This window comes from Mesorhizobium sp. LjNodule214 (assembly GCF_964252735.1).
GTDB lineage: Bacteria > Pseudomonadota > Alphaproteobacteria > Rhizobiales > Rhizobiaceae > Mesorhizobium.
In genome coordinates this window covers 325,163-342,576 of record NZ_CAXUPE020000003.1, presented here as the reverse complement: position 1 = coordinate 342,576, position 17,414 = coordinate 325,163, and the positions used below count along the sequence as shown (strand labels likewise).

Here is a 17,414-nt window from a genome sequence, read left to right as displayed (position 1 = left end):
CGTCGGTCGCCCTGACGCAAGCGAGTAGTTCTAGCGCCTAGGCTTAGGAAAATTAGGTCTACCCGCCCAGCGCCTATCGGAGGTGGACTATTTCTGCCGCTTCCACGCCGACATGAAAGGTCGTGTCGCGGCGGCGCCCTGATCCTGTGCGCCACGCTCATCCACCGCCAACGAGGCTCGCCTCGCCTCGTCCGGCCGCGTGATATGCGTCCACGAGCCGTCATGGCCCGGCTTGCGTCGCCCGATCCAGGCATCCAGCCCTTCGCGCAGGTCGGCGGTCGGCACCATGCGCGCGAACTGCTCGGCCTCGACCAGCAAACCCTCGGCAATGCTCTGGTTGAGGCCGCGGGCCACCGCGGTGAGGATGCTCGCCACCGCCGCCGGCGAGTGCCTGACAATACGATGGGCGAGTTCGAGTGCGGCCGGCATCAGTTCCCCGTGCGGCACCACCTGGTTGACAAGGCCGAGTTCGAGCGCACGCTGCGGCGAAAACGTCTCGCCGGTCAAAAGCAGTTCGAGCGCCCGCTTGCGTCCGGCGAGCCGTGGCAGGCGCTGCGTGCCGCCGAAGGTCGGTGGCATGGCAAGCCTGATCTCGGGTTTGGCGAATAAGGCCCGGTCGCTGGCGACGGCGAGCGGCACGGCTTCGGTGATTTCGCAGCCGCCGCCGAAGGCAAGACCGTTGACGGCGGCGATGATGGGCTTGCGGAAGGCCTCCAGCCGCGCCGTCAGCCGCTGACCGCGCATGACGAAATCGCGCAGGGCGACATCGGCGCCACGCGCCACGCTGGCCGAGAATTCGGAAATGTCGCCACCGGCCGAGAAGGCCCGCTCCCCTGCGCCAGTGAAGATGGCCGCCTGGACGGAGGCGTCGGTCTCGATGGTATCGAGGACCGCGAGCAGGCGGTCGATCAAAGCATAGCTCAGGGCGTTGAGCTTTTCAGGGCGATTGAGCGTGAGGATGGCGATCCCGTCGCGGATCTCGGTGAGCACAAGCTCGGTCATGTCTTTTCCTTTCCAGCGCTCCCAAGGCACGTCATGCGACGCGCTTTAGGTTGTTGTTTCTGTCCTTGTCCCCAAAACCGCTGCACACTTTTGGGCGACACGCACTGGCTGGAAAGGATCAGGCTTTCGATTGCTTGTATATTCACTAGTCGGTATACATGACACATGAGCGAAGCATTGAGCCCTACCCGCAAACGCATCGTCGATGCCGCGACGAAGCTCTTCTATGCCGAAGGGATCGGCCGCGTCAGCGTCGACGCCGTCGCTGAAAAAGCAGGCCTCACCAAGCGGACGCTCTACTATCACTTCAAAAGCAAGGACGACCTGATCGCCGCCTATCTCGATGGCCGCGACCAGCCGAACATCAAGCAGATGGCCGGCTGGTTCGAGGCGGCGGAAGGCGGCGTTGAGCGCAAGGTCGAAGCGATCTTCACCAATCTGGCGCGCGTCGCCCGCCACCCCAAATGGAAGGGATGCGGGTTCCTGCGCACGGCAGCGGAACTTGCCGCGATGCCCGGACACCCGGCGGTCAAGGCCGGATCGCGGCACAAGACAAAGTTCGAAAAATGGCTCGCCGCCGAACTGTCGGCCCACAACGTCGCAGCGCCGCATATGCTGGCGCGCGAGATCGTGCTGCTCATGGACGGCGCCTTCTCGAGCATGCTGATCCACCACAACCCCGATTATATCAAGGCGGCAGGGCACGCGGCCGCAACGCTCGTTCGGGCGCGATCGGGAGCGGGAACTAGCTGTTAGAACCCGAACGCCAGCCAGGCGGTGCCGGCAACAAGCGTGAGCAGCGTCAGGGGCAGGCCAACCCTGAAGAAGGCGCCGAACGACAGAGGCGTGCCGGCGCGCCGCGCCTGTTCGGCAACAATCAGATTGGCGACGGATCCAAGCAGCGTGAAATTGCCGGCCAGCGTCGAGCTCATCGCGACCACCAGCCAGGCGCGCTCGGGGTTTTCCAGGCCCGGGATGAACGGCCGCAGTGCCAGAACGGCCGGCACATTGCTCATGATGTTGGAGAGCACCGCGGTGAAGCCGGAGAGCCGCCAGACGTCGTCCAGACCAAGGTCTTTGGCCGAGGCGATCATGTCTGATGTCAGCAGCGTCTTTTCGGCACCGGCAACGACGATGAACAGGCCAGCGAACATGAACAGCAGCGGCCCGTCGATCTCGCGGTAGATGCGGGCCGGCTTGATGGCGCGGGTGAGCAGCAGGATGGCGCCGCCGATCAGTGCCGCTTTGGCAACGGGCACGCCGGCGAAGAAGGCGATCGCCAGGCCGATGCAGACGATCACCGCCTTCAGCACCTGCCCCGGCAGCATGCGGCCACGATAGACTTCGGGGCTGAGTTCGGCCGTGCGTGCGAATTCGGCCCGGTAGACTATGCGTACGATAACGATGACGGCGACAAGGCCGAACAGGGCGACCGGCGCCAGTGCAGCCGAAAAGGCCGGGTAGGAAATGCCCGACAGCGCGCCGATGACCATGTTCTGTGGATTGCCGGTGATGGTGGCGACGCTGCCGCAGTTGGAGGCCGTTGCGGTGGCGATCAAATAGGGGATCGGATTGCGGTTGATGACGCGGGTGACGTGGACGACGATCGGCGCCATCACCAGGCAGATCGCGTCATTAACCAGGAACGCCGAGAGCACACCGGTCAGAAGCGTCAGAATCACCAGGAGCATGAACGGCGCGTGCGCGTGCTCGATGGCGAAGCCGCCGAGAGCGCGAAAGGCACCCGAGACCTTCAGATGCGCCACCACGATCATCATGCCGAGCAGCAGCGTGATGGTGTCGAAATTGATGGCGCGATAGGCGTCCTCCATGCTGAGCGCGCCGACGGCGATCATCGCCGCGCCGCCAAGCAGCGCGATCCCTGCCCGGTCGAGGCGAAGGCCGGGGATGCGGCCTATGGCGACGCCGGCATAGGTCAGGACCAGGATCAAAAGTGCCGCCGCGCCCGTCAATGTCATTGGCAGAAGTTCCGTCCAACTCGTCAGTCCCCTGCCTCGACAGACTCGGCCCGACAGACATCTCGCTCCACCTTTAGCAAGCATCCGGCAAAGCGAAAGCGCCGGACGCGCTTTGCGCCCTTGAAACTTGCACGCGCCAGCGCCGGACGACGCAGGCTCGGCCAATCCCGGCCCGATACGGGCGTCCACGACGCCTTTCGAGCCCATTTTCATCACGCAAGGGGGAAAATTGTGAGGGAACCTTCGTCAGCGGGAGCGGTTCCCCCATCAGTCGCCAAGCGACGAATTTCACAAGGAATGGAGACAAATCATGATCATGAAGATCCTCGCAGCTTGCGTGCTTGTGCTTGGCCTGGGTGCATCGGCGATGGCCCAGAATGCCGACGACGGCATGGCCGGATCAGGCGTCAGTGACGGTAGCGGCAAGTCGATCGTTGTCGACCCCAACGTTCCCAACGCCGTCGACCCGAACGCCACCTACAGCATAGACGGCATGTCCAATCCGTATGGGACGAGTTCGACCCCCGATCAGAACTGCGCGGCCAGCCCGCAGGGCGGCCAACCGGACGCCAACGGCACGTCGCCGGGGACGATCTCGCCGACGGTGAACGACAACCACTGTGGCAAGTAGCCAGCCTGTGGCCGATCAGAGACCCCGAAGCATCGCTTTGCGGCCTCTGCCGTTCTCGAACAGCGCGCATTTCCAGCGACTGCAAGGCGCCCGACGACCACATCGCAGGCTCGAGTTGAATTGTCCGAGAGGAACCAACCGGACAGCCGCGGCGTTTTCCACCACGTATTTGATTTTGATTTACTTTAGAGGCGTGGGAGAGAAGACGTGGCGTCATCGGCCCTTATCGGCATTCTGATCACCTTCCTGGTGATCATTCTGGTGCTCTATCTCGTCCAGCGGCTGCCTCTCGATGGCCGCACCCGGCAGATCGCACAGATCGTCGTCATTCTCATCGGCATCATTTCGCTGTTGAACTATCTTGCGGTTTTCTAGGACCGATCCATATTCATGGATCGGGAGTTCATGTGTTGGCCATGAAAAGTCTGTCGATCGCCTTTCTTGCCGGGATGGCAGTCTGTGCCACGAGCGTCGCCGATGCGCGACCGGACACGCGCGCGATGACCTGCGCGGCCACGCAGGCCCTGATCCAGAGTAATCACGCCGCAGTGCTGACCACGGGTCCCAACACCTATGACCGGTATGTGCGCCAGTTCGGCAATGAGTGCGACTGGCCCGACGTGCCGATGTCCGTCGCCGTTCCAACCCGCGACGGCCGATGCCGCGTCTATCACTGTGAGGAACCGCCCTTCAATCGATCGCCTTGAGGATCGCTTCGCCCTCGTGCATGGCGTGGAACCGTAGTGCCCCTGTGTGAATTGTAACCGGCAGCGGTCCGCAGCGATCTTGTGTCGAGACTTTGGCTGCGGCGCAGAGGCAGGAGGAACAGCATGTCCAGCGATATCAAGCGAAGCGGCAGCTGCCTGTGCGGCGGCGTCCAGTTCTCGGTGACCGGAGAGCCGCTGCGGGTTGGCCTTTGCCATTGCAAGGACTGCCGCAAGACCAGCGGATCGGCCTATTCGGCTTTCGCGGTGTGGCCGCTCGAAGCGTTCGAGACGGCCGGGATCGTCGGCACTTACGGCGGCAGGAGCTTTTGTCCGACCTGCGGCGGGCGCGTCACCTCGGTCGGCGAGGACGAGGTCGAAGTGATGATCGGCAGCCTCGACATAGCGCCGACCGAACTGCAGCCGGACTACGAACTCTGGATCAGCCGGCGCGAGCACTGGTTGCAGCCCCTGCCCGACGCCCCGCAGTTCGAGCATGACCGCATCGACGAGGAGAGCGGCGTTGACGGCCCGACGGGCAGGCCGGACGCCGGCGAGCCGCTGTCAGGCGGCATCCAGCTGCTCAAGTCGGCCTAGCGTGCAGCAGCTCTAACCGAGCACGGCAGGCCGATGCCGTATTTTGCAACCGGCGGTCGCTTTGCCGAGGTGGCGATGGTCAGCTAAGACTCATCTTGCGGTGGACCTTTTGGAACCCGCTTTGGCCGGCGCGGTTCAGGCAACACTCGCAACATTGCCGCGTCGGCCTCGCAAAACCGAAGAATGCTCGAACCTATTCTTGACGGACGATCATACAACTTTTAGTATTATTTTGCGACTCAAGCGTTTTGGTTATCTGGTGAAGTACCAAGTTGTGGTTGCGCTACCAGATCATATATTCTTTTAATGAAAGAAAATTCTCCCGCGTTCATATCTCTGGTTGTGTCAACTATCCCATTCAAGTACGCGGTCAAATTTGGCGGAAGTCTTGCTGGCCTTGTACAAAAGGCCACCTTTGTTTCTTCCGGCTTTTGCTACATAGTGTTGCGAATCTTGAAACCCGAACGGGGCGGTTTCATGGAGTCGGCACGTGAACGTGGTCGCGGTATTCATCTGCGATATCCACCGATCGATGGGTTCTGGACCTGGGACATCAAGCGTGACCGGGTTTACGGTGACGCCAATCTTTCCGACTATTTCGGGCTGACGCTTGAGGAATTTTCCCATGGCACATCCCTCGAAAGATGCATGCAAAGCGTCGGGGCTGGAGACCGTCTGAGGGTTCATACGGCGATCCGCAGGGCGGTGGAGCGGAGATCGAGCTTCCGGGAGGTCCATATGGTGCGCTCGGAAAAGATGGGCCTCCGCAAGATCCTCCTGGACAATGCCCAGGACGAAGTGCAGCAACGCCTTGGCGGCGGTGGATCTAGGAGGCGCAAATCGTCCTAGCGCAAACCTTGCTAGCTTCTGGGCGGGACCTTGCCGTGCCTGCTGACTTCGGCGGTCACCATGCGCGCGAAATGGGACAGGGGCGAGCGGCTCTCCAGCAGCCTGGCACGTTCCAGGGCCGTGTCGCCGTAAAATTCGACCAACACCGCGGCCGCTGTAGCGGCATCCGCCTTCAGCCTGCCGACGTCGGCCTGCGCACTCTGATTCGAGTGACCGCTTCTGGCGATCACATCGAGCATGGCCTGCAACTTATCGGGAGTACTACCCTCGTCTTCGTGCATGGTCGCGGTCCGATTGGTCGCGCAAAATATCGACATTTCCGAAAAATGTCCAACAGCTTCGCTGATCAGCCGCCGTTGCGACCGAGTGGAGCTTCACCGTGAGTTCTGCTACAATCTTCATGCAAGCACAGTCAGCCAGAATTCATTTGCAGACTTTGGGGGCACCGATGGACCAGCCTAGCAAAATGGAAAACCTGCAGTTCGCGCAGGGAATATTGCGGGAATTGCGCCAGAAGGCCGAGGCCGACGGCGAGAAGCTGCTGACCTATCTGATCGACATGGCTTACCTCGAAACCAGCGACCGCATCCGCGCGCACTGGATCGGCAGCCACGAGACCGAAGGCCGCCGAGCCAAAGGCTGAGGCCAACAGCGCATCCAATGCATGTCGCGCAAAGGTGCGCAGCGGTTTTGCGACAACGACATGCATAAAACAAAGAACCTAAAGCGCGTCGCATGAATCCCGTTTGGATGCGACGCGCTTTAGGCGAGCAGTCCGCGGCCGCCGCGGAGCGTTGCCGAAACCCTTGAAACGCAAAAAGCCCGCCGTGCCTTTCAGCACGACGGGCGGGATCCTGGTGGTATCGGCGGTCGGAAACTGGTTGTCGACACAAAGCAAGCCCGCGCCTCTCGCAGTAGACGCGGGCCGACCGGGATGCCGGTCCCGATAAGGCAGCATACCGTTGCGCGCTGCCGAAAAAAGAACTCTTAGCATCGTCTAATGTTCCCGCGCGGGCGGGAAAATTCGCCGGGCACCGATCGGACCTATGAAGCGGCCTTTTCACGAACCGGAAGCTTCCAGCCCGGCCTGACGAAATGGCAGGTGTAGCCGCTGGGATATTTCTCCAGATAGTCCTGATGCTCTGGCTCGGCCTCCCAGAAGTCACCCACGGGAGCGAGTTCGGTGACGACCTTGCCAGGCCACAGCCCCGAAGCCTCGACATCGGCGATGGTGTCCTCGGCGATCCGCTTCTGTTCGTCGCTCGTGTAGTAGATCGCCGAACGGTAGCTCATGCCGACATCATTGCCCTGGCGGTTCCTGGTCGTCGGATCATGGATCTGGAAGAAGAATTCGAGCAGGGTCCGGAAGTCGATCCGGGCGGGATCGAAAATGATCTCGATCGCCTCGGCATGGGTGCCGTGGTTGCGGTAGGTGGCGTTGGGCACATCGCCGCCGCTGTAGCCGACGCGGGTCGAGATGACGCCCGGATAGCGCCGTATCAGGTCCTGCATGCCCCAGAAGCAGCCGCCGGCAAGGACTGCGCGATCGGTGGAAGTCGCCATAGCATGTCTCCTTAGGATTTCCCCTAAGGTGGGCATTGTCGCGGCTTTCGTCCAGTCGCGAATGTCGGGGTTGGAAGCCGACCTATCGTCACTCCTCCCTGGTCGCCGCTTTGAACCTTCGCACGATGACCTCGAAGAGGATGTCAGAGATCCACATCGCCGAGACGCCGATGAGGAAGGCGGCGGCGAGCGTGGTGGTGTCGTCGGCCGGATCGGGGATCGGCAGGCCGGTGGCCTTGAAATACGATACGACCGGCAGCGTGAGATAGGCTGCCGCCAGCGCGCCGCAGATCGGCGAGGCGACCATCTCGCGCAGCTTGTAGCGATGGCGCGACAGTGCCCTGAGCGCGCCGCCGGCGAGGCCGGCGGCGACGACCGGGCCCTTGATTCCGAGGAGATCGAACAGATCGTGCATCACGGCCTCCAGTCGCAGAGCTTCTGGCCCTTGCGGTTGTGCGAAAGCAGCGCCCTCGCCTCCTCGTCCGACAACGCATCGACGGCCTTGGCCGACAGGCGCAGCGGCGAGGAGACTGCGCAGAAGCCGCCCGAGGCGGTCGTGCAGCCGGCGGCGACAAGCGCGACAAGCACCGGCAGTGCGAGGCTCAGTCCCTTGCCCATGATTTCAGCTCCTTTCGGGCCGTATCGGCGCCTAGCGCACCGATGTCGTTGTCGACCTGGTCGGCGATGCCGCGCGCCGCAGCCTCCTTGGCCGACTGCCGGGCGCGCTCGGCACTGGCGCCGGCCAGGCGTTGGTGGAAACCCCAGCCAAGTGCCGCAACCACCGACGCCAGCAGAGCAGATATCGTCGGGTTGCCGAGGAAGAAGGAGAGCAACGCCGTCATGACAGCCACCACACGACAAGCGCGCCGGCGACGAGCAACGCGCCGATAGCCCAGGGCAGCGCCTGGCGGATGAGCTCGGTGAAGATCTCGACCATTTTCGCGTCTCCTCACTTCGACCAGTGGAATTTTCGCGCCAGCACGTACCAGGCTTCGGCGGCAATGCTCAGCGCCAGGCCGACGCCGGTCTCGAGCGCCATCTGGATGTCGGGATCGCTGGACAGGGCGGCGGCATCGCCGGCGCCAAGCAGGCCGCGTGCGACGAGGACGCCGGCGCCGTAGCGCAGCGCCATGCGGATGATGACGGCAATCATGCTGGTTTGCCTCTAAGGATGATTTTGAAAATCACCGACAACAGGCGCCAAAACGCATTGCGCCGGGCAGCCACGCCCGGAACGGCCGGAGCAGCGGCGGGTGCTGGCGACGCGGCGGACGGCGACGCGGCGGACGGCGCGGCCCGCTTGGGTGCCGGAGGCGGATCATCTGGAGCGGGCGCGGCCGCCGACAGCAACAGCGCCTGCGCGCGGACCGAGCCGACCCGCTCGCTCCAGCCCCCGCCGAAGGTCGGCCAGGTCGGCAGCCGCTTCAGGAAGGCCAGCCGGGCATCGCAGAGCGCGTCGATGACCGCGCCGGCGGGCCTCGCCTTCACGGCGCTCAGCGTCGCCGGACCGATCCTGCCGTCCTGGTTGGCACCGACGATCGCCTGCAGGTATTTCGCCGCCCTGCCCGGCCCGCTGTTCACGGCAAAATCGAACACCGCGTAGTCGAGACCGCCCGGAAGCTCGGCACCGGCAACGGCATCCCAGTAGAAGCGGCGATAGACGGTCCCGATCTGCTCGTCGCTGATCTTCCTGAGGTCGGCCTTGGTGGCGTCCGCCTTCACGTAGCGGCGGAAATTGGCAAGCGTGACGCCTTTCATGGTGGCGCCGCCCGGATCGGCCGGATTGTCCGACCAGCCGCCTTCGGATTTCAAGACGAGCGCGAGCGCCCGCGCAAAGTTGCGGTCCATGGGAAAACCTCTTGAGGTTGTGGGGGGAGAAATGGCCGCTCAGTGGTGGCCGAAAATTGTTGGCAAACGGGCTGTTCGATAGGCCGCGCCGCGCCAGCCGGTGGATGGATCTCCCGGCCCCGGAAAAGGGCGTTTTAGAAAAGCCTTAACTGCCTTATACTAAGCTTGCCGAACGGCGAGTGGGGCTCGTCGCACTATAGGCTTGGGGTATGGCGCTTGGGAGACGGCGCCGGGGTTGGGCGAAATGAGTTTGTTATCTTCCGAGGCGCGTGAGTGCCAGGGCTGCGGCGGCACCGGCAGGATCTTCGAGTGTCCGCGATGGCGCGCCTCGAACGGCCATTGCTGTCCCGCAGGCACGCATCGCCACATATGCCATGGTGCGACCGTCCACTGTTCGGAATGCGCAGGCACCGGCGGGACAGCCCGCAGGCAGACGCTTGAAGCGCGTGGTCTAAATCCCTTCAGCCGCGACGCGCTCTAGTGGTATCGGCCTGACATAAGAGTCCGGCTTGGAATTCCCTTTTGGCGAAAGTGCATGCGAGTCTGGCGCATGCGCACGGGAATATCCTTCATTGCGCGAATTACGCAGACAGCTCGTCAGACGGTCGGCTATTAAGGCTTGACACTGGCGGCTTTCATCAGTCGCGCCGCGCCTTCACTCTCGCTCTCCACGAAGCGCACGAACTTGGGCTGCGTCATGCTCATTGGCTCGCCCCCGTGTTCAGCGATCCATTCGCGCAAATCCGGCCCGGCGAGCACGCGCCCGATGTCATTCGCAAGCTGGTCAACCACGCCGGTCGGAGAGCCAGCCGGCACCCATATTCCATACCAGATCGGGAAGTCGAATCCGGCGATGCTCGCCTCCGCGATTGTCGGCACCTCCGGGAGCAAGGTTGAGCGCCGCGCGGTACTCACGCCCAGCGCAACGAGTGTGCCGTCGCGAATGTGCGGTAGGGCAAGAGAGATTGGCACCAAATAGTAAGTGAAGCGCGCCGCTATCGCGCTGGCGATCGTATCGGCGTTCGAATCGTTCGGCGAGGGAGGCACATGCAGCGCCTTGATTCCCGCCGCTTGATTGAATTTCTCGACTCCAACATGTGTGCCGGTGCCTATACCGGTGGATCCAAACTTGAGCTCACCTGGCTTCGCCTTCGCCGCCGCAATGAGCCCGCCGACGGTGGTGACACCAGTCGCCTTGCCTGCGACGAGCACGTAGGCTTGCCTCGTGAGCGGAATGATCGGAATGAAATCCTTCAACGGGTCATACGGGAGGTCCTTCAAGAGCGCCGCGCCGTATGCCTGAGCGTTGGTGTTTATCAGCAGCGTGTAGCCGTCAGCTGGTGACTTCGCGACCTGTGCAGGGCCGGCAGTAGCTCCCGCACCTGAGATATTCTCCACTGTCACGGGTTGGCCCCACAGCTCAGAAAGCTTCGGGGCCAGGGCACGGGCTAACAGATCAGGCCCGCCGCCCGCTCCGAACGGGTCAATTATGCGTACCGGCTTGATCGGATAGTCTCGTGCGGACGCGGCCAGATTTGTTGCGCTTTTCATCGTGTCCTCATGCGCCGTCAAACGTGGGCACCAAGTGTTAGACTCCATCCACTAGCGGACAAGTCGCAGCCAAAGCGATACCTTCGCCGATATTCCGGCCGCTTTCAGGCTGTAACCTTCTTCCTCCATTTGCGCAGCCGCGTCCTGACGTAGGACGGCAGGCCGAAGGGAAGCCGGGGCCGCCCCGCTTGTGGCGCGGGATGGCGTTCCATCTGTTGATGCACGAGCATCATCAGCCGTTGGAACGCCGATGTTTCCGCCTCTTCCAGGCGCGCGACAAGACGGTCGGGCAGCGGCTTCGAGCGCCAGGCGAAATAGGCCTCGTAGGCGTCGGGCGTTTCGACCAGATGGCGCAGATGAGCAGCCAGGTCAGCCGCATCGCCGAACTCGGCCGCGTTGATGTAGGAATTCGGCGGCACGTATTCGTCGACATTCGGGGCGCCCAGATAGACCGGCACCGTGCCGGCCTTGAAGGCATCGAAGATCTTTTCGGTGACGTAATCCGCCTCGCTCGAGTTCTCCAGCGCCAGGCAAAATCTGTAGCGCGCAACGGTCTCGATCTTCGTCTGCAGGCCGAGATCGGGGCCTTCGATCGTCCGGTTGCGGAAATGCCGTCCGTAGGAATCGACGCCGATGTGCCGGGCAAGCTCGCTTACCAGGTCGACGCGCCCGCTATGGTTCAGCGGCGCCGATTGGAAAAGCACGAGCGGAGCCGCTTCGGTCTTGGCCGCGACCGGCATGGCCCGAACCTCCTCCCACCAGCGCGCGTGGGGGAGATAGGGCATCCAGACATCCGATTGGCGCTCATGCGTCATGGTGAAGTCGAAATGGCGCATGTAGTTCGGGTCGGCGAAGCGCTTGTAATTCTGCCGGCTTTCCATCGTCCAGCCGATCCAACACTGGCCGGGATATTTCCAGGCATCGCCGATCTCACGATGGTCCGGGATGTGGAAGACGACCGCCGCCGCCTCGGCAATGCGACGCTTGTCCAGTGTCCAGCGCCCGGGGAGGTCGCACTGGATGGAGGCGATGTCGACGGGCTTGCCGAAGACCGTCGTATAAAAAAGGATCAGCGGCTCTGTGGCGTCATTGTCGGCGGGCATCTCAGATTCCGCAGCCGAAATTGCCGCGCCGGACCCGGGACAGCTGCCCGGCTGTCGGCAAGTCCACCCGCCGGCCGCGCGCGACGACATGGCCGACCGCGGCGAAGCCTCGCGGCATGTCTATCATCGGGAATGTCCGCCGGGGCTCCATGGCCGTCGGAGTTACCCGTTCGTCTCTCCGGCATCAAGAACATTTCAGCCGGGCCGCGGACTTCGAGCGACCAGCGGCCAGCTCAGCGGATTCAGCGGATCGGTTCTTCGGAGCCCCCGCCTTGGATTTGACGACGAGCGCAAGCAAGCGCGCGGAGTTGCGGTCCATGGGGGACCTCTTGGGTTGTGGGTAGAGAAAGGCCGCTCGGCGGAGGCTGGGAGACTTGCTAGGTGAGTGACTGCTGATTACTGGGGAGCCGACGGCACGGTGCCGCCAATTCCTTTGTCTCTCGCCAGACGCGCGACACCGGTCGTTGTTGAGATGGTGACGATCTGATATCCGTCAGCGCATTGCGGCTTTTGATAACGGTAACTGTCGAGGTCTACGATTTCGCTAATGAACGTCTTGCCGCCGTTCGCACATTGCGCTTGCAGGAAAGCGAGACTGTCGAACGGGATGGTGATCTCGCCGCCGGCAGCGTCTCGATAGGTGACATCAACGGCGCACGCATCCTTGTCGCAGGTTTCTACGGCATCCATCGACGCTATGTGCGTGCTCTCAAGGCGCAGGAAACCATAGGCCCACGGCATGATCTGCAGGCCAACGATCGAGATCGCGAAGACGCCGCCGACGAGCCAGTTTTTCTCTCGCCTGGTGAGATAGTCGCGTCTGGTGAGGATCAGGATGCAAACCATCAGGAAGACGGTTGCGGTGAATATCTCTCGCGAGAACCCGTATTTCAGTTGGTCCGCACCGCCCATGATGTAGCTGGCGTAGCCCATCGGAATGGCGATTGCCGATCCAAGCCCAATCAATATCGCCCGGTCGGTAAAGACGCGGCCTACGAGGGCTGGACGCCTAATGAGCAGGAGAAGCCCGACGACAACCGCCGCAACATAGAATGGCACCTGTAATGCGAACGGCATGCGCCAATTGCTCAGCGTGGGATCATCCTGGACAACAAACAGCGCCGCCTTTTGATAGTCGACCTCGCTGCACACCGAGTAGAAGCAGGGATCGATGAACATTTGCACAAGCTTGATCGGCACATCGTCAAGTCGGATAACAGATTCTCCGGCGCTTTCGTGGGCCATTCCCCCGGCGTATTGTTGATAGATATTGAACTGTCCAAGTACGAAGAAATGTGCGGCGTACCCAGCAACGAACGCTCCGGCGAACGCAGCAGCCAAATCCCACTTGATGCGACGGTCGATCGCGACATCGATCAGAGCGGCAACAATGAGAAGGCCGGCGATCACGTAGGTATCGAAAAGCCTGGTTGTCGCCATAACGCCGAGGCAAACACCCGCAAGCGCCGCCGTTCGCCACGTCTGCTTCAGCGACATTGCAATCAGGAATATCGCCGCCGGCAGGCCATAGACGAAATGAGACCATGGGATTGACGACATGAAGAGGTACGGGGTCGAAAGGACGAAGGCGACGAACGTGGCCGCTACGAGAACGTTTCTCCTGTAGTCATGCGAGAGAGCCAATGCCGTCGGCGTGGCAATGGCCAATGCAACACACAGCCGGTTGAGCAGAACGAAGGCCCCGATAGAATCCAGTCCGAACAGTCTTTTCAGCACCGCGATGGCAGCGATGTAGCTCGGTCCCATGTATTCGAAGTCGAGGGCCGTTCGAGCATCTCCGCGCCCGACCGTATCCATGATGCGCATATAGAACGACTGATCGGCCCAGCCGTTCATCACCTCATAAGTCTGCTTGAAGTGCGGAAAGAGAAGAACGACCAGCGCCAGCACTGCCGCAATTATTGCCCTGCGGCTAAACCCGATTGACACGTCTTGAAGCATTTAGAAACCGGGGCAGGCAGAAGACGGGATCATACCGGTCGGTGCGTTCTTCAGAGCGTCGGCCATGCAAGCCGTCACGCCATCCGACTTTGCCGCTGGCAGCCTGGCGACGAATGCGACCAGCATCGCCAGCGCGACGCAGCCAAGAACCAGCAACGACTTGTCGAAATATGAACGCATGCTGCCTCTTGCCACTGCGCGCCGTGGTTTTCAAGGGCCTATGCCCAGTCACCCACTGCCGCGACGGTGTCGGCGCCGAATTCCTCGATCTCGAAGAAGCTGTTGATCGCCGTTTCACAGATTCCGGTCGGGCCAGCATTGAATGCGATTTGCGGGATGAGCGTCCCAGCCGTGCTTGTGCGTAAGATGCCCTCTACCGATACATCGGTCGTAACCGCCGTGGAGGCGGCCGTGATCGTGCCCTGCGTAGCGACTTCCATGCGTCGCTGCTGCGGTGTTGCCAAAGCGCCTGCGGCGGCAGAGATTGATGACACGTCGTAAGAGATCGATGCGATACCAGCCGTCCCGCCGAAATTGTGCAGCGTCGTATGCGATGTCGCTCCGGTGTTGAACTTGTACCTGCCCCTGAAGCGATAGCTGGTGTTCGCCTTCAGCGTGAGCGCATCGTTGGCAGAAGCAAAGACGTTCTGCGGCGAGGTCGAACTGTTCGACAGCGCAACGGCTGTGGTGACAACGGTTGCAATCTGCTTGTCCAGTCTCGCCCGCTTCAAGAACCAGTTGGTGCCGTCCGAGAACAGCGTCACCTGATCGTTGGCCGACACCGGGAACTTTCCGGCGATTGACAGATTGCCGCCGCTGATCAGGTTCAGCGCCCCGGTGAAGATGAGCGATACCTCCTTGCCGGCGTAGGCAGCGACCGGCGAGACAGCCGAAATGTCGGTCGTGCCGGAGACCTTGAAAACCTTATCCGACCCGTTGAGCGTAATTGTCGCGGCTGAGGCGATGGTGGTTGCGAAATACGGATTGTTGATAATGCCGGTGACCGGCGAGAACACGCATCCCCGGTGACGCACGATCGCATTTGCAACCTGGTCGATGCTGTAATCAGCGCCATAGAGACGACAGTTCTCGATGTCGACAACGTTCGCCGCATTGGACACACGGATGCCGCCAGACCCGGCTAGCGCGGCCGTCCTGCGCGTCATGCAATCGCTGATGACCGCATCGCCAAGGTTCACGACAAAGCCGTAAGTATAGAACTCCCATGTGTTGCAGCCGATGAAGAAGGTCGGAGACCCTGTCACTGAGCTGATGGCAGAGTAGAACCCGAATTGCTTTGCAGCGGTCTGGCAGCTGATTACCTTGATGTTGTTCGAGGTGCCCTCGATCAGGAATCCGATCGATCCATCGGACGAAGCCGCAACGTGATCCGCACCGCAATTCGATAGAATAGCCGAGCCCGCATTGTTGATTTCGAAGCCACGGAAGTACCCAAAATTGAAGCAGCTTTCGACGCGGGTCCAATCGTGCACACCGGTCGAGAGGATGCCGGCGCCAGACCGGACAAGATGGACGTTGCCAGCCTCCGGTGTCGAAGCGGCAGTCACGTACGGCCAGAAATGAACCTCGCGGATATAGGTCACGTCGAACGAGTTCGTCAGGCTGATGCCGTTGATGTTGTCGCCGTGGATGCGCTGCATGTGCACGCGGCTGACATTCGTCGCCCCGGCGATCGAGGCGATGCCAGTATCGAAGCCAAGAACGACGAGATCCTGCAAAACGATGTTGCAGCTGGCGTTGCGGATGGTGACGCCGATGCCGAGGAAGTCGGAGGCTACCTGAGCCGAAGTGATGTTGAAAGTCAGCCCCCTACGGCAGATCGCTAGGTTCCGGACAGAGCAGCCATCACCGATGGACAATGTGCCTGCCGAATTGACGTAGACTTTCGTCATCGTCGGTAAGGCGGCGGCCATGCCATTGCCGCCGGTGCAGGGCTTTTCGCCAGTCAGCATGCAACCGGCGGGGACCGTGAGTGTGCTGTCGACCACGACATTGTAGCCGGACGGGATCAGCACCGATACTCCAGAGCCGGCGTTCGTAAAGGCCGCAGCCAACGCGGCGGTATCGTCGGTCGTGCCGTCGCCGACAATGCCGAACCAGCGCGCATTGCGCGGGCCGGAGAAAGAGCGAACCCACGCGCCGGCCGACGAGGCGATGGCATCAGCCTTGACATATAGGCCCTCCGCCGTATCGGCAGTGATCCGCGCTGCAAAATTACCTGTGGTCCAAACGAAGATACCTTCGCGCCCGCTCTCGGTCAGAACAGCAGTCGCATCCTTGGTGGTGTCCAATGCCTTTAGCGCGATGCGAGTGGGCACATATGACGCCGAATCGATTCTATTGCGGAGATCCTCCGCTGCGGCCAAAGTCAGCAGCGAGCGCCCATAGGGTTGGGTTGTTAGCGCAGCAATCGCGGTAAGGTCGGCGTCGAGCAACTGAGGGGTGACATCTACGAAAGTCAAGCTGTCGTCGCCGATTACCGGATCAAGCGTGTTGAATTTGAATATCTTCCCGACGTTGGCCGAACCTTCTTGCACGGTGACCGTCGTGCCCTTCTGCATGGTGCGGGCCGTCCGCGCGTCGGCGGCGCGGTACCATTGGCCCTCGGAGGCCGTGCGGATGCCGTTTTCCGAGGCGTCGGTCTGGCCGATAAGAAGAACTTCGGTCTGGATGCCATCGACCATCACAAGGCCGCCGGCATCGACATCGATGTTGGACGTGGCGCAAAGGCGCACGGGTTCGCGTTCGCCGGTCAACAGGCGAACGGCGGCAGTTGCAGGTCGGGCCATAAGGATTGCTCCATGAAAAAAGCCCCGCGAAAGCGAGGCTTGGACATTCGAGGAATTGGGCCGCTGTTGCGGCTACTTCACTTGGGTCGGCGCAGTCGTTGGCTCAGCGTGGTTCTACCTGTCGCGGTCCGTCGCGAGCGCTCTTGATCCAGCCCGCTCCCGTTGGCCGTCAAAGGAGGGCCATTGTTGAAACTAAGCGCTCCACGCAGGCTATAGTATCCACGCTGCTTCCGACCTCAGCACTACTTGCCGCCGTCGAACGGTTTGATGGATGCGGAAGGTAGGCCCAGTTCATCAAGCACATCGAAGGCGCGCTCCGATACGACGAGGTTCAAATTCTGGTTGATACCGAAGTCGTCGCGACCTGCCCTGCCATCTACCTTGAGCCAGGCGAATGCGGGGAGTTCGACATCGGGCTGCAACTCTTGAAAATCCTCGGATGTGGTTACTTCCACCTCGGCGAATGTGGCGCCAGAGACGCCGATAGCGAGCAACCCGCGCTTGGCCTCTTCGGTAACGAGGAAACAGGGAAAGGTTGTCACAAGTACGTCACCAAACCATCCCTCTACCCGATAAACAAGCTTGCTCACAACCGGCGGATGGACGCTAGTATCCATAACCGTACCATTGCCAAGGCCGCCAGCGACATCGGGCTTGACTTCAAAATATCTCATCACTGATTTGTCGGTCGGCTGTGCCAACGTCCGCTCAGTCGATTTGTCGGTCGACCCTGCAGGCGGGCGTCCAGCCGGGTTCCACCTCATTGCGGCAATCCAACGCCTCAGCACCACGATCACCCCTCACCCTTCGAGTGA

Annotated in this window: 22 protein-coding genes; 7 read left to right on the top strand and 15 right to left on the bottom strand. The window is 61.7% G+C overall.

Going from position 1 to position 17,414, the window contains the following annotated elements:
• Positions 1-87 precede the first annotated feature (87 nt).
• Positions 88-1,002, bottom strand: a complete 915-nt coding sequence (locus tag ACSQ3Z_RS26900) for a crotonase/enoyl-CoA hydratase family protein (RefSeq protein ID WP_436174317.1) — start codon at positions 1,000-1,002, stop codon at positions 88-90.
• A 165-nt stretch (positions 1,003-1,167) separates the two neighbouring features.
• Between ACSQ3Z_RS26900 and ACSQ3Z_RS26895 the strand changes: the two genes are divergently transcribed.
• Positions 1,168-1,758, top strand: a complete 591-nt coding sequence (locus ACSQ3Z_RS26895; protein ID WP_436174316.1) for a TetR/AcrR family transcriptional regulator — start codon at positions 1,168-1,170, stop codon at positions 1,756-1,758.
• Here the strand turns inward: ACSQ3Z_RS26895 and ACSQ3Z_RS26890 are convergent.
• On the bottom strand, positions 1,755-2,981 hold the full coding sequence (locus ACSQ3Z_RS26890; RefSeq protein WP_436174315.1) for an anion transporter: 1,227 nt from the start codon (positions 2,979-2,981) through the stop codon (positions 1,755-1,757). The two genes, ACSQ3Z_RS26895 and ACSQ3Z_RS26890, sit on opposite strands and share 4 nt — an antisense overlap.
• A 310-nt stretch (positions 2,982-3,291) precedes the next feature.
• Between ACSQ3Z_RS26890 and ACSQ3Z_RS26885 the strand changes: the two genes are divergently transcribed.
• From ACSQ3Z_RS26885 to ACSQ3Z_RS26865, 5 genes are all read left to right on the top strand, one after another.
• The gene (locus tag ACSQ3Z_RS26885; RefSeq protein WP_436174314.1) at positions 3,292-3,612 is read left to right on the top strand and encodes a hypothetical protein; all 321 of its coding nucleotides are present in this window, start codon (positions 3,292-3,294) and stop codon (positions 3,610-3,612) included.
• A 207-nt stretch (positions 3,613-3,819) separates the two neighbouring features.
• The gene (locus ACSQ3Z_RS26880; protein WP_436174313.1) at positions 3,820-3,987 is read left to right on the top strand and encodes a Thivi_2564 family membrane protein; all 168 of its coding nucleotides are present in this window, start codon (positions 3,820-3,822) and stop codon (positions 3,985-3,987) included.
• Between the two features lie 41 nt (positions 3,988-4,028).
• Positions 4,029-4,319 (top strand): hypothetical protein, encoded by a 291-nt coding sequence (locus ACSQ3Z_RS26875; protein ID WP_436175155.1) that lies wholly within the window; start codon positions 4,029-4,031, stop codon positions 4,317-4,319.
• A 123-nt stretch (positions 4,320-4,442) separates the two neighbouring features.
• Positions 4,443-4,913, top strand: a complete 471-nt coding sequence (locus tag ACSQ3Z_RS26870; protein WP_436174312.1) for a GFA family protein — start codon at positions 4,443-4,445, stop codon at positions 4,911-4,913.
• Positions 4,914-5,219: 306 nt separating this feature from the next.
• Entirely contained in the window at positions 5,220-5,762 is a 543-nt protein-coding gene (locus ACSQ3Z_RS26865; RefSeq protein ID WP_436174311.1) for a hypothetical protein, read from the top strand.
• Positions 5,763-5,773: 11 nt separating this feature from the next.
• Here ACSQ3Z_RS26865 and ACSQ3Z_RS26860 read toward each other — a convergent pair whose 3' ends face one another.
• Positions 5,774-6,043 (bottom strand): hypothetical protein, encoded by a 270-nt coding sequence (locus tag ACSQ3Z_RS26860; RefSeq protein ID WP_436174310.1) that lies wholly within the window; start codon positions 6,041-6,043, stop codon positions 5,774-5,776.
• A 167-nt stretch (positions 6,044-6,210) separates the two neighbouring features.
• Between ACSQ3Z_RS26860 and ACSQ3Z_RS26855 the strand changes: the two genes are divergently transcribed.
• Entirely contained in the window at positions 6,211-6,405 is a 195-nt protein-coding gene (locus tag ACSQ3Z_RS26855) for a hypothetical protein (protein ID WP_436174309.1), read from the top strand.
• Positions 6,406-6,806: 401 nt separating this feature from the next.
• Here ACSQ3Z_RS26855 and msrA read toward each other — a convergent pair whose 3' ends face one another.
• The 12 genes from msrA to ACSQ3Z_RS26795 all read right to left on the bottom strand — a co-directional run bounded on the left by msrA (position 6,807) and on the right by ACSQ3Z_RS26795 (position 17,300).
• On the bottom strand, positions 6,807-7,325 hold the full coding sequence (gene msrA / locus ACSQ3Z_RS26850) for a peptide-methionine (S)-S-oxide reductase MsrA (RefSeq protein WP_436174308.1): 519 nt from the start codon (positions 7,323-7,325) through the stop codon (positions 6,807-6,809).
• Between the two features lie 88 nt (positions 7,326-7,413).
• Positions 7,414-7,740 carry a hypothetical protein gene (locus ACSQ3Z_RS26845; protein WP_436174307.1) on the bottom strand — a complete coding sequence of 109 codons (327 nt, stop codon included), beginning with the start codon at positions 7,738-7,740 and terminating at the stop codon, positions 7,414-7,416.
• On the bottom strand, positions 7,740-7,943 hold the full coding sequence (locus ACSQ3Z_RS26840) for a hypothetical protein (RefSeq protein ID WP_436174306.1): 204 nt from the start codon (positions 7,941-7,943) through the stop codon (positions 7,740-7,742). The genes ACSQ3Z_RS26845 and ACSQ3Z_RS26840 overlap by 1 nt, the downstream gene beginning before the upstream one ends.
• Positions 7,928-8,167 (bottom strand): ABC transporter permease, encoded by a 240-nt coding sequence (locus ACSQ3Z_RS26835; protein WP_436174305.1) that lies wholly within the window; start codon positions 8,165-8,167, stop codon positions 7,928-7,930. Before ACSQ3Z_RS26835 ends, ACSQ3Z_RS26840 begins: the two co-directional genes overlap by 16 nt.
• A 107-nt stretch (positions 8,168-8,274) precedes the next feature.
• The gene (locus ACSQ3Z_RS26830; protein WP_436174304.1) at positions 8,275-8,478 is read right to left on the bottom strand and encodes a hypothetical protein; all 204 of its coding nucleotides are present in this window, start codon (positions 8,476-8,478) and stop codon (positions 8,275-8,277) included.
• Positions 8,475-9,173, bottom strand: coding sequence for a glycoside hydrolase family 108 protein (locus ACSQ3Z_RS26825; protein WP_436174303.1), 699 nt, complete (start codon positions 9,171-9,173; stop codon positions 8,475-8,477). The genes ACSQ3Z_RS26830 and ACSQ3Z_RS26825 overlap by 4 nt, the downstream gene beginning before the upstream one ends.
• Positions 9,174-9,785: 612 nt before the next feature.
• Positions 9,786-10,724, bottom strand: coding sequence for a Bug family tripartite tricarboxylate transporter substrate binding protein (locus tag ACSQ3Z_RS26820; RefSeq protein ID WP_436174302.1), 939 nt, complete (start codon positions 10,722-10,724; stop codon positions 9,786-9,788).
• Positions 10,725-10,828: 104 nt separating this feature from the next.
• Positions 10,829-11,827: a glycosyltransferase family 10 domain-containing protein gene (locus tag ACSQ3Z_RS26815; protein WP_436174301.1), complete on the bottom strand. Its 999-nt coding sequence runs from the start codon at positions 11,825-11,827 to the stop codon at positions 10,829-10,831.
• 396 nt (positions 11,828-12,223) lie between these two features.
• Positions 12,224-13,738 (bottom strand): hypothetical protein, encoded by a 1,515-nt coding sequence (locus ACSQ3Z_RS26810; protein WP_436174300.1) that lies wholly within the window; start codon positions 13,736-13,738, stop codon positions 12,224-12,226.
• A 51-nt stretch (positions 13,739-13,789) separates the two neighbouring features.
• Positions 13,790-13,969 carry a hypothetical protein gene (locus ACSQ3Z_RS26805; protein WP_436174299.1) on the bottom strand — a complete coding sequence of 60 codons (180 nt, stop codon included), beginning with the start codon at positions 13,967-13,969 and terminating at the stop codon, positions 13,790-13,792.
• Between the two features lie 38 nt (positions 13,970-14,007).
• Complete coding sequence (locus ACSQ3Z_RS26800) at positions 14,008-16,566, bottom strand: hypothetical protein (protein ID WP_436174298.1); 2,559 nt, start codon at positions 16,564-16,566, stop codon at positions 14,008-14,010.
• A 275-nt stretch (positions 16,567-16,841) separates the two neighbouring features.
• Positions 16,842-17,300 (bottom strand): hypothetical protein, encoded by a 459-nt coding sequence (locus ACSQ3Z_RS26795; RefSeq protein ID WP_436174297.1) that lies wholly within the window; start codon positions 17,298-17,300, stop codon positions 16,842-16,844.
• Between the last annotated feature and the right edge of the window lie 114 nt (positions 17,301-17,414).

Excerpts from the sequence above, each read along its gene's own strand:
- ACSQ3Z_RS26825 (WP_436174303.1), bottom strand. The coding sequence starts at position 9,173 with ATGGACCGCAACTTTGCGCGGGCGCTCGCGCTCGTCTTGAAATCCGAA.
- ACSQ3Z_RS26830 (WP_436174304.1), bottom strand. The coding sequence starts at position 8,478 with ATGATTGCCGTCATCATCCGCATGGCGCTGCGCTACGGCGCCGGCGTC.
- ACSQ3Z_RS26865 (WP_436174311.1), top strand. The coding sequence starts at position 5,220 with ATGAAAGAAAATTCTCCCGCGTTCATATCTCTGGTTGTGTCAACTATC.
- ACSQ3Z_RS26875 (WP_436175155.1), top strand. The coding sequence starts at position 4,029 with ATGAAAAGTCTGTCGATCGCCTTTCTTGCCGGGATGGCAGTCTGTGCC.
- ACSQ3Z_RS26860 (WP_436174310.1), bottom strand. The coding sequence starts at position 6,043 with ATGCACGAAGACGAGGGTAGTACTCCCGATAAGTTGCAGGCCATGCTC.
- ACSQ3Z_RS26815 (WP_436174301.1), bottom strand. The coding sequence starts at position 11,827 with ATGCCCGCCGACAATGACGCCACAGAGCCGCTGATCCTTTTTTATACG.
- ACSQ3Z_RS26900 (WP_436174317.1), bottom strand. The coding sequence starts at position 1,002 with ATGACCGAGCTTGTGCTCACCGAGATCCGCGACGGGATCGCCATCCTC.
- ACSQ3Z_RS26835 (WP_436174305.1), bottom strand. The coding sequence starts at position 8,167 with ATGACGGCGTTGCTCTCCTTCTTCCTCGGCAACCCGACGATATCTGCT.
- ACSQ3Z_RS26840 (WP_436174306.1), bottom strand. The coding sequence starts at position 7,943 with ATGGGCAAGGGACTGAGCCTCGCACTGCCGGTGCTTGTCGCGCTTGTC.
- msrA (WP_436174308.1), bottom strand. The coding sequence starts at position 7,325 with ATGGCGACTTCCACCGATCGCGCAGTCCTTGCCGGCGGCTGCTTCTGG.
- ACSQ3Z_RS26805 (WP_436174299.1), bottom strand. The coding sequence starts at position 13,969 with ATGCGTTCATATTTCGACAAGTCGTTGCTGGTTCTTGGCTGCGTCGCG.
- ACSQ3Z_RS26890 (WP_436174315.1), bottom strand. The coding sequence starts at position 2,981 with ATGACATTGACGGGCGCGGCGGCACTTTTGATCCTGGTCCTGACCTAT.
- ACSQ3Z_RS26870 (WP_436174312.1), top strand. The coding sequence starts at position 4,443 with ATGTCCAGCGATATCAAGCGAAGCGGCAGCTGCCTGTGCGGCGGCGTC.
- ACSQ3Z_RS26820 (WP_436174302.1), bottom strand. The coding sequence starts at position 10,724 with ATGAAAAGCGCAACAAATCTGGCCGCGTCCGCACGAGACTATCCGATC.
- ACSQ3Z_RS26885 (WP_436174314.1), top strand. The coding sequence starts at position 3,292 with ATGATCATGAAGATCCTCGCAGCTTGCGTGCTTGTGCTTGGCCTGGGT.
- ACSQ3Z_RS26855 (WP_436174309.1), top strand. The coding sequence starts at position 6,211 with ATGGACCAGCCTAGCAAAATGGAAAACCTGCAGTTCGCGCAGGGAATA.
- ACSQ3Z_RS26895 (WP_436174316.1), top strand. The coding sequence starts at position 1,168 with ATGAGCGAAGCATTGAGCCCTACCCGCAAACGCATCGTCGATGCCGCG.
- ACSQ3Z_RS26845 (WP_436174307.1), bottom strand. The coding sequence starts at position 7,740 with ATGCACGATCTGTTCGATCTCCTCGGAATCAAGGGCCCGGTCGTCGCC.